The sequence below is a fragment of the Paenibacillus sp. FSL R5-0527 genome (assembly GCF_038008055.1).
GTDB classification, from domain to species: domain Bacteria; phylum Bacillota; class Bacilli; order Paenibacillales; family Paenibacillaceae; genus Fontibacillus; species Fontibacillus macerans.
On record NZ_JBBOYI010000001.1, the window covers coordinates 7,045,436 to 7,059,023 of the forward strand.

Annotated in this window: 6 protein-coding genes, 1 tRNA gene and 3 rRNA genes; all 10 read right to left on the reverse strand. The window is 54.1% G+C overall.

Translation table 11 applies throughout. The features are described from left to right. Window positions 1-19: 19 nt before the first annotated feature. The 10 genes from disA to NYE69_RS31980 all read right to left on the reverse strand — a co-directional run bounded on the left by disA (window position 20) and on the right by NYE69_RS31980 (window position 13,342). The gene (gene disA, locus NYE69_RS31935) at window positions 20-1,096 is read right to left on the reverse strand and encodes a DNA integrity scanning diadenylate cyclase DisA (protein ID WP_036619465.1); all 1,077 of its coding nucleotides are present in this window, start codon (window positions 1,094-1,096) and stop codon (window positions 20-22) included. A gap of 13 nt (window positions 1,097-1,109) precedes the next feature. After that, a complete protein-coding gene (radA, locus tag NYE69_RS31940; RefSeq protein WP_328270177.1) occupies window positions 1,110-2,477 on the reverse strand; it encodes a DNA repair protein RadA in 1,368 nt (455 codons plus the stop codon). Window positions 2,478-2,724: 247 nt separating this feature from the next. After that, on the reverse strand, window positions 2,725-5,169 hold the full coding sequence (gene clpC / locus NYE69_RS31945; protein WP_240752096.1) for an ATP-dependent protease ATP-binding subunit ClpC: 2,445 nt from the start codon (window positions 5,167-5,169) through the stop codon (window positions 2,725-2,727). Window positions 5,170-5,201: 32 nt separating this feature from the next. Next, window positions 5,202-6,260 (reverse strand): protein arginine kinase, encoded by a 1,059-nt coding sequence (locus NYE69_RS31950; protein ID WP_326043860.1) that lies wholly within the window; start codon window positions 6,258-6,260, stop codon window positions 5,202-5,204. Between the two features lie 12 nt (window positions 6,261-6,272). Further along, a complete protein-coding gene (locus tag NYE69_RS31955; RefSeq protein ID WP_036619458.1) occupies window positions 6,273-6,797 on the reverse strand; it encodes a UvrB/UvrC motif-containing protein in 525 nt (174 codons plus the stop codon). Window positions 6,798-7,029: 232 nt separating this feature from the next. Beyond that, window positions 7,030-7,488, reverse strand: a complete 459-nt coding sequence (locus NYE69_RS31960; protein ID WP_036619456.1) for a CtsR family transcriptional regulator — start codon at window positions 7,486-7,488, stop codon at window positions 7,030-7,032. Between the two features lie 779 nt (window positions 7,489-8,267). Next, a 5S ribosomal RNA gene (rrf, locus tag NYE69_RS31965) occupies window positions 8,268-8,384 on the reverse strand. A gap of 132 nt (window positions 8,385-8,516) precedes the next feature. Next, window positions 8,517-11,447: ribosomal RNA gene (locus NYE69_RS31970) — 23S ribosomal RNA — on the reverse strand. Window positions 11,448-11,580: 133 nt separating this feature from the next. Further along, window positions 11,581-11,656: transfer RNA gene (locus NYE69_RS31975), tRNA-Ala, on the reverse strand. A 132-nt stretch (window positions 11,657-11,788) separates the two neighbouring features. Further along, window positions 11,789-13,342: ribosomal RNA gene (locus NYE69_RS31980) — 16S ribosomal RNA — on the reverse strand. Together the 16S, 23S and 5S rRNA genes with 1 tRNA gene alongside form the textbook arrangement of a ribosomal RNA operon. Window positions 13,343-13,588: the final 246 nt, after the last annotated feature.

Below are 13,588 nucleotides of genomic sequence, written 5' to 3' on the forward strand. Positions count from 1 at the left end.
TCCGCAGATGATAGGGGAATTAAATTTGTCTGTCAATGAATACCTGTTCCTGAAGGCGTTTCAGCCCTTCCTTGATCGCCCGTGCCCGAACTTCGCCGATCCCGTCCACCTCGTCGAGCTCCTCGATGCTGGCCATCATGACGTTCGGCAGCTGATGGAACCGCTCCACCAAATTGTGAATGATCACGTTCGGCAGACGCGGGATTTTATTCAGCACCCGGTAGCCGCGCGGAGAAATAAGTTCCTCGGACGTCGCCATCGCTGCGGGATAACCGAGCAGCCGGGTAATGTGATTGTCATCAAGCAGTTCGTCATCAGTCGACCGCTTGAGGCCCAAAATAATCTCGCGAATCGCCTCGTCGCTGTCTTCTTTGGCGTAGTCTTTATACAACAGCCAAGCTTCTTCCTCCATATTGCTGACGAGCTCCTCCATCTGCATGCTGATCAGGCGCCCCTCCGTCCCGAGCTCGTTAATGTACCGCTTGATCTCCATCTTGATGCGGATCACCATCTCCACCCGCTGAATCACGTTCACCACTTCGGGCAATGAGACCAGCTCCTCAAATTCGGAGGCGGTTAAATTGGTCAAAGCCTGATTGAGCACCGCTCTGTATTTTTCCAGCGTTTGAATCGCCTGATTCGCTTTGGTCAAAATAACGCCGATTTCCTTAAGCGCGTACCGGATGTTTCCCTGGTACAGCGTAATGATGTTGCGGCGCTGGGAGATGGAAACGACAAGCTTGCCGGTCTGTTTGGCCACCCGTTCGGCGGTGCGGTGACGTATCCCCGTTTCCGCGGAGGAGATGGAGGAATCCGGGATCAGCTGCGTGTTCGCGTACAGAATCCGCTTTAAATCTTCGCTGAGGATAATCGCCCCGTCCATTTTAGCGAGCTCATAGAGATAGTTCGGTGAAAAGTCGCAGTTGATGGAGAAGCCCCCCTCCACGACCTCCATCACCTCCGGGCTGTAGCCGACGACGATCAGCCCCCCGGTTTTGGCCCGGAGCACGTTTTCGAGCCCGTCGCGAAAGGCCGTCCCCGGAGCGACTAGCCTCAGCAATTCATTCATTTTTTCCGTTTGGGTAGTTTCTTTCATCATTCAATGCCCCCTAATCTAACGCAACAGCTAGCGCATCTGCAACGGTATTTACGCCAATCAACTCGATTCCTTGCGGTCCTTTCCATCCTTTCATGCTCTTCTCCGGCAAAATCACCCGCTTAAAGCCCAGTTTGGCCGCTTCCTTGACCCGCTGCTCGGCCCGGGACACCGCCCTTACCTCGCCGGTCAAGCCCACCTCTCCGAAAATGACGTCGTACGGCTTGGTCGGTATATCGCGGAAGCTGGACGCCACGCTGACGGCGATCGCCAGGTCCACCGCCGGTTCATCCAGCTTGGCGCCGCCGGCCAGATTGACGTAGGCGTCCTGATTTTGCAGGAACATGCCCATTCTTTTTTCGAGCACGGCTAGAATCAGGTTCATGCGCTGATGATCCACGCCGGTCGCCATCCTGCGCGGGGAGGGAAAATGCGTGGCCGCAATTAAGGCCTGCAGTTCCACCAGCATCGGCCGCGTTCCCTCCATGCTGGCCACGACCGTGGAGCCGGCCACCCCAAGCGGCCGTTCCGACAGGAACAGCTCCGACGGGTTGGCGACCTCGGTCAGGCCGGATTCATTCATCTCGAAAATGCCGATTTCGTTGGTCGAGCCAAAACGGTTTTTGACCGCCCGCAGCAGGCGGTAAGAGTGATGCCGTTCCCCCTCAAAATAAAGCACGCAGTCGACCATATGCTCAAGCAGCCGCGGGCCGGCGATCGCGCCTTCCTTGGTCACGTGTCCGACCAGCACGGTGGCGATTCCCTGCCCTTTGGCGATGCGCATGAACCGGGCCGTGCATTCCCGCACCTGCGATACGCTGCCCGGCGCGCTGGTCACTTCCGGCAGGTACACCGTCTGAATCGAGTCGATGACGAGAAAATCCGGCGCAACGCCTTCGATCGCCTCTTCGATGCCGTCCATGCTGCTTTCGCACAAAACGAACAGTTCGGGAGAAAGCGCCCCGAGACGCTCCGCCCGCAGTTTGGTCTGGCGTACGGATTCCTCCCCCGAGATATACAATACTTTAAGCCCGGACCGGGCCAATTCATGAGACGTTTGCAGCAGCAGCGTCGATTTGCCGATTCCGGGGTCTCCGCCGACGAGCACCAGCGACCCGGGGACAACTCCCCCGCCAAGCACCCGGTTCAGCTCACCGATTCCCGTTTGAATCCGGGGTTCCTTGCCGCTCTCTATATTTATGATCGAAAGCGGCTTTTCTTTCGCATGAAATAACCCGGAATTCAGCCCTTGCGTTTTGACGGTTTTCACCGTTTCCTCCACCATTGAGTTCCACGCGCCGCACCCCGGGCACTTGCCGTACCATTTGGGCGATTCGTAGCCGCATTCGCCGCAAAAAAACTTTGTTTTTACTTTAACCATTTATCTCTCCTTCTCATCGACGCAAAATATGACAAATCTTGCAAATCCGGTTCCGCTGATGTATATTCAAATTTTACCATTCTTTGAGAATTCACGTAAAGTTTTTAAAGCCTTTGCAAAAAAAGAAACTGGATGAAAAAAAGCAGCTCCAAAGCACCGTTTGGAAGCTGCCTTTCATATATTTCATCGGCTTAAACATGGTTCTTTTTTAGGCCATACGCAAAAGTCAAGGACTTTTTAGCCTGATTTACGCATTTTTGACAAAAGTTCCTGTGCGCTCTACGGTCAATTCGCCGTTCTGTTCGTCGATCGTCAGCGAATCGCCTTTCTTGACATTGCCAGTTAGGAGCTCTTCGGACAGGCGGTCCTCGATGTGCTTCTGGATCGCCCGGCGCAGCGGCCGCGCCCCGTAAGCGGGATCGTAGCCCTCTTTGGCCAGGAACGCCTTCGCTTTATCGGTCAGCGTAAAGTCAACGTCATATTCACGGAGCCGCTTGCGCAGCTCGTCGGACATAAGCGAGACGATTTGACCGATATGCTCTTGCTCCAGCGAGTGGAACACGATGATCTCGTCGATCCGGTTCAGGAACTCCGGACGGAAGCTCTTCTTCAGCTCTTCCATCACTTTGCCCTTCATGTTGTCGTAATCCGCTCCCGCATCCTGCACCGCCGTGAATCCGAGGCGCGTATTGCGCTTGATCGCTTCAGCGCCCACGTTCGAAGTCAGAATGATCAGCGTGTTGCGGAAGTCGACGACCCGGCCTTTGGAGTCGGTCAACCGGCCGTCCTCCAGCACCTGCAGCAGGATGTTGAACACTTCCGGATGGGCTTTCTCGATTTCATCGAGCAACACGACGGAATACGGTTTGCGGCGCACCTTCTCGGTCAGCTGGCCGCCTTCTTCATAGCCGACGTATCCCGGAGGCGCTCCGACGAGGCGGGCGGTCGAATGTTTCTCCATGTACTCCGACATATCGATGCGGATGACCGCATTTTCGTCGCCGAACATCGCTTCGGCCAGTGCCCGGGCCAGCTCGGTTTTACCGACGCCTGTCGGACCAAGGAAGATAAACGAACCCATCGGCCGTTTCGGGTCCTTCAGGCCTGCGCGAGCCCGGCGGATCGCCCGGCTCACGGCTTTCACCGCTTCATCCTGGCCGATCACCCGTTCATGCAGAATGCTCTCCATATTGAGCAGGCGTTCCGTTTCTTCTTCCTTCAGCTTGTTCACGGGGATTCCCGTCCAGCTGGCGACAACCTGGGCGATATCTTCCGGCGTCACTTCGGAATCGGTGCGGCCTTGTTTTTCTTTCCATTGGTTTTTCGTCAGCTCAAGCTCTTCGCGGATCTTCTGTTCGGTATCACGAAGCGCCGCCGCTTTTTCGAATTCCTGGCTTTGTACGGCCGCGTCCTTCTCCTTGCGGATGTCCTCGAGCCGGCTTTCCAACTGCTTCAGATTCGGCGGTACCGTATAGGTGTTGAGCCTTACTCTGGACCCGGCTTCATCGATGAGATCGATCGCTTTGTCCGGCAGGAAGCGATCCTGGATATAGCGGTCGGACAGCTTAACGGCTTGATCAATCGCTTCATCGGTGATTTTCACGCGGTGATGCGCTTCATAGCGGTCGCGCAGCCCGTGCAGAATTTGGATCGCTTCTTCCACCGACGGCTGGTCGACCGTAATCGGTTGGAAGCGCCGTTCCAGCGCGGCGTCTTTTTCGATGTACTTGCGGTACTCATCGAGCGTCGTCGCCCCGATGCACTGCAGTTCGCCGCGGGCCAGCGCCGGCTTCAGGATGTTCGAAGCGTCGATCGCGCCTTCCGCGCCGCCGGCCCCGATCAACGTATGCAGCTCGTCGATGAACAGGATAATGTTGCCGGCCTGGCGGATTTCGTCCATGATTTTTTTCAGGCGGTCTTCAAATTCGCCGCGATATTTGGTTCCCGCTACGACGGAGCCCATATCGAGCGTCATGACGCGTTTGTCGCGTAGCGTTTCGGGAATTTCGTTGTTGATGATTTTTTGCGCCAAGCCTTCGGCGATCGCCGTTTTACCGACCCCCGGCTCCCCGATCAGGACCGGGTTGTTTTTCGTCCGGCGGCTGAGCACCTGAATAACCCGTTCAATTTCCTTGCTGCGGCCGATGACCGGATCAAGGTTGCCTTCCTTGGCGGAGGCCGTCAAATCGCGGGCCAAGCTGTCCAGGGTTGGCGTATTGACATTGGCCGGCGCGCCGTGATGGCTGGAGACGGCTTCGCTGCTGCCGAGCAATTGCAGCACTTGCTGGCGCGCCTTATTCAGGCTGATGCCAAGGTTGTTCAGTACGCGCGCGGCGACACCTTCGCCTTCACGAATCAACCCGAGCAAAATATGCTCCGTGCCGACGTAAGTATGGCCCAGCTTGCGCGCTTCGTCCATCGACAGTTCGATTACTTTTTTGGCGCGCGGCGTATAGGCGATATTGGTGGGCTGCTCTTGTCCGCGGCCGATTAAGGTTTCAACTTCGTCCTGGATTTTCTCCAGGCCAAGTCCGAGCCCGATCAAAGCCTTGGCGGCAATGCCTTCGCCTTCGCGAATGAGGCCAAGCAGCACGTGCTCTGTGCCGATATTGTTATGTCCAAGCCTTACGGCTTCTTCCTGAGCTAAGGCCAGCACCTTCTGGGCGCGTTCCGTAAATCTTCCAAACATCATCTTCTCCTACACCTCCATAGTTAATTTACCCTTTATTTCCCCATTCGTTCACGAATGAGTTTGGCGCGGTACATATCCCTTTCTCCCGGGGACATGCTCCCGCTGAATTTCTTTTGCAAAAAACCAGGCTGCGTGAGCACGTTTAATTCGTTCAGCACCTCCGTGGGTACCGAATCGATCAGTCCGAGATCCACGCCGAGCCGGACGTCGGACAGCCGCTGCGCGGCTTCTTTGGAATCGATGATGGCGGCGTGCGACAATATCCCGTAGGAGCGCATCACCCGGTCCACCATCCGAAGCCGAGATTCCCCGATCAGCTTCTCTCTGGCCGTTTTCTCATGCTGAATGATCTGCAGGACAACCCCGTATAAATTTTCTATAATCTCCGCTTCGCTTTGTCCTAGTGTAATCTGATTTGAGATTTGAAACAAGTTCCCCGTCGCTTCGCTGCCTTCCCCGTAGATGCCGCGCACCGTCAATCCCACCTGCGACACCGCCGACAAAATCCGGCTGATCTGCTGCGTTAGTACCAATGCCGGAAGGTGCATCATCACCGAAGCCCGCAGGCCGGTGCCGACATTCGTCGGGCAGCTGGTTAAGTAACCGCGGCGATCGTCAAAAGCGTAATCGACATGAGCTTCAAAAATATCGTCGATCGCCGTCGCTTTCTCCCAAGCCTCCTGCACCTGGAATCCCGGATACAAACATTGGATTCGCAGGTGGTCTTCTTCGTTCACCATAATGCTGAGACTTTCGTCTTCACTGATGAACACCGCCCCGTTTCTGGCTTCGTTCGCCAGGTTGGGGCTGATCAGGTGCTTTTCCACCAACACCCGTTTGTCAAGCTCGTCGAGGTCCGCAAGCAGGACCGGATGAAGCTTGCCGTAGGACTTCAAGCGCTCGTCGGACAGCACGGTCTGCAGCTGCTTCAGCACCTCTTCCGACTGCTGGTTGGTGGCCAGCATCGGGAAAGGCTGGTGCTGGAGGTTGCGGGCGATCCGCACCCGGCTGCTGATGACGATGTCCGACTGTTTGCCCTCCCGTCTCATCCACTCGCTTAGCGGCTGTTCTGTAAAACGGAGTTTTGACACCCTGCATCCCTCCTACTCTGCGGAAATATTCTTCTCAAGCTCGCGGATCTGGTCCCGCAGCGCTGCGGCTTCTTCGAATTCTTCCTGAAGGATCCGATACTGCAGCTCGCGTCGAAGATCGTCGAGCTTGCGTTTGACTTGAATGTGGCCGCCGGTCCGCTTCGGCACCTTCCCGACATGGACCGTGTTGCCGTGAACTCTCTTGAAGAGCGGGTCCAGGCGGTCGTTAAAATATTTGTAACAAGAGCTGCAGCCGAAACGGCCGATTTTGCTGAACTGGGAGTAGGTCATGCCGCATTCTTCACAGCGTACGCTTTCGGGACTTTTGGTTCCGGAAATCTGGCCTTTGCTTGACGGGCTCAAATCCAGGAAACCCGACAGCAAGTTGTGGATCGAAAAACCGCCCGAGGTCCCCGGAAGCATCTCCCCTTTTTCACGGGCACAGGCCTCGCAAATGTGAAACTCCGTCTTTTCCCCGTTCACGATTTTGGTGAAATGCAGGGTTGCCGGGCGCTTGCCGCATTCTTGACATTGCATAGGTGTCCCTCCTTTATGGGATAGACTGCTTAAAAAGGTAGTTCAAAAAGTCCGCTTTTGATCACGAAGTGAATTCAAGAAGTAACTCGGCATCGAATCTTGAATTCAGCCGGGCCCTCCGGTGCTCACGTACCCAAAACGTACGCTCCGCTCCTCGGTCCCTGGCTTCATCCAACCTTCTCGGTGCTGAAAACCGAACTTTTTGAACATGCACTTAAACCTAACGCTGCCCCTAACTCAACAAAGCAATCAGCATCGCTTTCATTAGTTTTGCCCGAATCTGGTCGCGGTACGGCAATTTGATCGCCAGGACGTCACGGGAGATGGCGGAACGCATCAGCGCCGCTTCCCGGCGGCTTAAGAACCGGGCTTCTTCCAGTTGATAAATGAGCCCTTCGGCCGCGGTCTGCCCGATCTCGTCCCCGATCGTTTGCTGCAGGTGGGTGTGCAGCGAGGTTGGACCCGGCAGCTCAATCCGCCGAATCCGCACGTAACCGCCGCCGCCGCGCTTGCTTTCGACAAGGTACCCTTTCTCCAGCGTGAACCGTGTGCTGATCACGTAATTGATCTGCGACGGCACGCAGGAAAACTGGTCGGCAAGATCGTTACGCTGAATTTCTATCGTTCCTTCAGGACTTTCATGCAAAATACTCTTGAGATATTTTTCAATGATATCTGAGATATTACGCATTCACTCATCCTCCATTGTTCCAAACGTGAAGCTCCTAAAAACTCATGCTGTACTGTTCTACCGGCTATCAGCAGCATATGCCGCCACCGGGCTTCTGTTGACTTTGACTTTCTTTGACTTTATTCTCATTATACCATATTTTGATCATTTGCCAAGAGGGTTTCCCCAATCAATTTCAGTGTGATCGACCAGGGGCGAAAATATTCGTGCTCCAGGGGCATCAAAAAAGCGAAAAACGCAGCATCCGGCCCGTTGGACTTGCTTAATCGGTTTTTCGACATTTTAGCGGAACAAGCTTGGCCCCTTCTGACCTGTAACGTACTCAAATGACATTAAACGTCATTACCCGGGGATTTCCCGCTAATACTGCAACAAACTCTAGTCTGACAGATACATTTCCGACCACGAAACAATTCTAACGGTTGCCACAACCGCTATTTATTCCAAAAACGTTGATTTCAAACTGTAACGGATGCCACGTCGCTTATTTCACTGAAACCCGGCTGATTTTGCTTAGATTCAGGCAGATAAGGGCGCTCATAACCGCTAGAATTTCGAAAAGGCCCTTTTTCGTAAAATAGCCGCTACTGCAACCGTTAGAGTTCCGATGGGCAATAGGTGGGCAACAGTATTGATTCGAAAAGCTGGGTTTTTAAATAATGTCGGAAATATCCGCTCGGAGTCTGCTGTATAACGTAGTACCCATCCATCTCATCCCGCAGCGGCATTCCGACAATGCAAAAAAACACCGCCGATCACTCGGCGGTGCTCTTCTTCATGCTTGGCGGCGTCCTACTCTCCCAGGACCCTTCGGTCCAAGTACCATCGGCGCTGGAGGGCTTAACGGTCGTGTTCGGGATGGGTACGCGTGGAACCCCTCCGCCATCGCCACCAAACGATTCAAGGTTAATCCTTGAAAACTGGATACGAAACTTGATTTGCGTGTTAGCCCCTATTCAGTTCCCGGGGTCCCCGAAAAGTAATCGGAATTACCTTCGAAGCCTCGCGTCACTTTTTGGGGTATCATTTTGGATAAGCCCTCGACCGATTAGTACCTGTCAGCTCCATGCATTGCTGCACTTCCACCTCAGGCCTATCAACCTCGTCGTCTTCAAGGGGTCTTACTAATTGGGAAATCTCATCTTGAGGGGGGCTTCACGCTTAGATGCTTTCAGCGCTTATCCCGTCCGCACTTAGCTACCCAGCTGTGCTCCTGGCGGAACAACTGGTACACCAGCGGTGCGTCCATCCCGGTCCTCTCGTACTAAGGACAGCTCCTCTCAAATTTCCTGCGCCCACGACAGATAGGGACCGAACTGTCTCACGACGTTCTGAACCCAGCTCGCGTACCGCTTTAATGGGCGAACAGCCCAACCCTTGGGACCTACTTCAGCCCCAGGATGCGATGAGCCGACATCGAGGTGCCAAACCTCCCCGTCGATGTGGACTCTTGGGGGAGATAAGCCTGTTATCCCCAGGGTAGCTTTTATCCGTTGAGCGATGGCCCTTCCATGCGGTACCACCGGATCACTAAGCCCGACTTTCGTCCCTGCTCGACTTGTCAGTCTCGCAGTCAAGCTCCCTTTTGCCTTTGCACTCTGCGAATGATTTCCAACCATTCTGAGGGAACCTTGGGGCGCCTCCGTTACTCTTTAGGAGGCGACCGCCCCAGTCAAACTGCCCGCCTGACACGGTCCCCGTACCGGCTTACGGTACTGGGTTAGAACTCCGATACGATCAGGGTGGTATCCCAACGTCGCCTCCATGGAAGCTTGCGCTCCCACTTCCTAGGCTCCCACCTATCCTGTACAAATCGTATCAAAGTCCAATATCAAGCTGCAGTAAAGCTCCATGGGGTCTTTCCGTCTTGTCGCGGGTAACCTGCATCTTCACAGGTATTAAAATTTCACCGGATCTCTCGTTGAGACAGCGCCCAAGTCGTTACGCCATTCGTGCGGGTCAGAATTTACCTGACAAGGAATTTCGCTACCTTAGGACCGTTATAGTTACGGCCGCCGTTTACTGGGGCTTCGGTTCACAGCTTCGGGTTTAACCCCTAACCGCTCCCCTTAACCTTCCAGCACCGGGCAGGCGTCAGCCCGTATACTTCGCCTTGCGGCTTCGCACAGACCTGTGTTTTTGCTAAACAGTCGCTTGGGCCTTTTCACTGCGGCCCCCTCGAGCTATTCACTCTACCGGGGCACCCCTTCTCCCGAAGTTACGGGGTCATTTTGCCGAGTTCCTTAACGAGAGTTCTTCCGCGCGCCTTAGAATTCTCTTCTCGCCTACCTGTGTCGGTTTGCGGTACGGGCACCTTCTCCTGGCTAGAGGCTTTTCTCGGCAGTGTGAGATCATGACCTTCGGTACTGTAAATTTTCCCTCCCCATCACAGCCCAGCCTTACGGTGTGCGGATTTGCCTACACACCAGCCTCACTGCTTGGACGGGGCATTCCATCGCCCCGCGTCACTACCCTCCTGCGTCACCCCATCGCTCATAACGGATTACGGTGGTACAGGAATTTCAACCTGTTGTCCTTCGACTACGCCTTTCGGCCTCGCCTTAGGTCCCGACTTACCCTGAGCGGACGAACCTTCCTCAGGAACCCTTAGGCTTTCGGCGGATCAGATTCTCACTGATCTTTTCGTTACTCATACCGGCATTCTCACTTGTGTACTCTCCAGCGCTCCTTACGGTACACCTTCAACGCATACACAACGCTCCCCTACCCCTGATGCAAAGCATCAAGCCATAGCTTCGGTGGTGTGTTTAGCCCCGTTACATTTTCGGCGCAGAGTCACTCGACCAGTGAGCTATTACGCACTCTTTAAATGGTGGCTGCTTCTAAGCCAACATCCTGGTTGTCTGTGCAACTCCACATCCTTTCCCACTTAACACACACTTGGGGACCTTAGCTGATGGTCTGGGCTGTTTCCCTTTTGACAATGGATCTTAGCACTCACTGTCTGACTCCCGGTGAATCAGTCTATGGCATTCGGAGTTTGACTGAGCTTGGTAACCCTTGCGGGCCCCGCACCCAATCAGTGCTCTACCTCCACGACTGTCACACCGAGGCTAGCCCTAAAGCTATTTCGGGGAGAACCAGCTATCTCCGAGTTCGATTGGAATTTCTCCGCTACCCCCACCTCATCCCCGCACTTTTCAACGTACGTGGGTTCGGGCCTCCAGTGCGTGTTACCGCACCTTCACCCTGGACAGGGGTAGATCACACGGTTTCGGGTATACGCCTGCAAACTCATTCGCCCTATTCAGACTCGCTTTCGCTGCGGCTCCGGCTTCTCGCCTTAACCTTGCTTGCAAACGTAACTCGCCGGTTCATTCTACAAAAGGCACGCCATCACCCATATAGAGGGCTCTGACTTCTTGTAAGCACACGGTTTCAGGTTCTGTTTCACTCCCCTTCCGGGGTGCTTTTCACCTTTCCCTCACGGTACTGCTTCACTATCGGTCGCTAGGGAGTATTTAGCCTTACCAGATGGTCCTGGCAGATTCATACGGGGTTTCACGTGCCCCGCACTACTCGGGATCCGTCTCGGAGGGCGAAGACTTTCGATTACAGGGCTTTTACCTTCTCTGGCCGGCCTTTCCAGACCTGTTCGTCTAACCTCTGCCTTTGTAACTCCATGTGAGACGTCCCACAACCCCGAAGAGCAAGCTCTTCGGTTTAGGCTAATCCGCGTTCGCTCGCCGCTACTGACGGAATCACTATTGTTTTCTCTTCCTCAGGGTACTTAGATGTTTCAGTTCCCCTGGTATGCCTCTTCACCACCTATGGATTCAGTGATGAGTGACTAGGTATTACCCCAGCCGGGTTTCCCCATTCGGACATCCCCGGATCGATGCTTGCTTACAGCTCCCCGAGGCAGTTTCGTTGTTCGCCACGTCCTTCTTCGGCTCCTAGCGCCTAGGCATCCTCCGTGTGCTCTTAGTAGCTTAACCATGATTTTTCCCGAAGGAAAATATCAAACCACTAGATCTTCACTTGTTTTGACACAAGTTCAGCTAAAAGGATTGTTCTAAAACGCAAATTTCGTTTCGTTATCCAGTTTTCAAGGATCAATGATGAAATATATGGTGGAGCCAAGGAGGATCGAACTCCTGACCTCCTGCTTGCAAGGCAGGCGCTCTCCCAGCTGAGCTATGGCCCCGCAAATTCCATCAAAACTGAACAAATGGGAAACACGTCAATAAGGTTGACTTTGCAAGCAAAGTCTCATTAATTGCCCGCTAACGCGGACCGTATTTGTACCGTTCCGTAACAGGAACGAGGTACTCCATAGAAAGGAGGTGATCCAGCCGCACCTTCCGATACGGCTACCTTGTTACGACTTCACCCCAATCATCTACCCCACCTTCGGCGGCTGGCTCCTTGCGGTTACCTCACCGACTTCGGGTGTTGTAAACTCTCGTGGTGTGACGGGCGGTGTGTACAAGACCCGGGAACGTATTCACCGCGGCATGCTGATCCGCGATTACTAGCAATTCCGACTTCATGCAGGCGAGTTGCAGCCTGCAATCCGAACTGAGACCGGCTTTTCTAGGATTCGCTCCAGATCGCTCCTTCGCTTCCCGTTGTACCGGCCATTGTAGTACGTGTGTAGCCCAGGTCATAAGGGGCATGATGATTTGACGTCATCCCCACCTTCCTCCGGTTTGTCACCGGCAGTCACTCTAGAGTGCCCAACTTCACTTGCTGGCAACTAAAGTCAAGGGTTGCGCTCGTTGCGGGACTTAACCCAACATCTCACGACACGAGCTGACGACAACCATGCACCACCTGTCTCCTCTGTCCCGAAGGAAAGCCATATCTCTACAGCGGTCAGAGGGATGTCAAGACCTGGTAAGGTTCTTCGCGTTGCTTCGAATTAAACCACATACTCCACTGCTTGTGCGGGTCCCCGTCAATTCCTTTGAGTTTCAGCCTTGCGGCCGTACTCCCCAGGCGGAGTGCTTAATGTGTTTACTTCGGCACCAAGGGTATCGAAACCCCTAACACCTAGCACTCATCGTTTACGGCGTGGACTACCAGGGTATCTAATCCTGTTTGCTCCCCACGCTTTCGCGCCTCAGCGTCAGTTACAGCCCAGAGAGTCGCCTTCGCCACTGGTGTTCCTCCACATCTCTACGCATTTCACCGCTACACGTGGAATTCCACTCTCCTCTTCTGCACTCAAGCCGTCCAGTTTCCAGTGCGACCCGGGGTTGAGCCCCAGGATTAAACACCAGACTTAAACAGCCGCCTGCGCGCGCTTTACGCCCAATAATTCCGGACAACGCTTGCCCCCTACGTATTACCGCGGCTGCTGGCACGTAGTTAGCCGGGGCTTTCTTCTCAGGTACCGTCACTCCTGTAGCAGTTACTCTACAGGACGTTCTTCCCTGGCAACAGAGCTTTACGATCCGAAAACCTTCATCACTCACGCGGCGTTGCTCCGTCAGACTTTCGTCCATTGCGGAAGATTCCCTACTGCTGCCTCCCGTAGGAGTCTGGGCCGTGTCTCAGTCCCAGTGTGGCCGTTCACCCTCTCAGGTCGGCTACGCATCGTCGCCTTGGTGAGCCGTTACCCCACCAACTAGCTAATGCGCCGCAGGCCCATCCGTAAGTGACAGATTGCTCCGCCTTTCCCAAGCCCCTCATACGAGAGACTTGATTATCCGGTATTAGCTACCGTTTCCGGTAGTTATCCCGGTCTTACGGGCAGGTTGCCTACGTGTTACTCACCCGTCCGCCGCTAACCATCAGGAGTGCAAGCACTCCATCAGGTCCGCTCGACTTGCATGTATTAGGCACGCCGCCAGCGTTCGTCCTGAGCCAGGATCAAACTCTCCAATAAAGGTTGGATGAACCAATCATCCAAGTTTATTCGAAAGAGCGATTAGCTCAATCAGTTACTGACGATTTTAAAAAATCGTTCAAAGTTATTGACGCGTTCCATTTGTTCAGTTTTCAAAGAACTTGCTGTCCGGCATTTTCGATAAACATCATTTTTTGTCGAACAGTTATTTATTATAACCACTTTACTTTACTTTGTCAACCTCATTTTTCGACATTGTAGCAAGCCTTTCGACAAGCTGCCGTT

Excerpts from the sequence above, each read along its gene's own strand:
- disA (WP_036619465.1), bottom strand. The coding sequence starts at position 1,096 with ATGAAAGAAACTACCCAAACGGAAAAAATGAATGAATTGCTGAGGCTA.
- radA (WP_328270177.1), bottom strand. The coding sequence starts at position 2,477 with ATGGTTAAAGTAAAAACAAAGTTTTTTTGCGGCGAATGCGGCTACGAA.
- clpC (WP_240752096.1), bottom strand. The coding sequence starts at position 5,169 with ATGATGTTTGGAAGATTTACGGAACGCGCCCAGAAGGTGCTGGCCTTA.
- NYE69_RS31955 (WP_036619458.1), bottom strand. The coding sequence starts at position 6,797 with ATGCAATGTCAAGAATGCGGCAAGCGCCCGGCAACCCTGCATTTCACC.
- NYE69_RS31960 (WP_036619456.1), bottom strand. The coding sequence starts at position 7,488 with ATGCGTAATATCTCAGATATCATTGAAAAATATCTCAAGAGTATTTTG.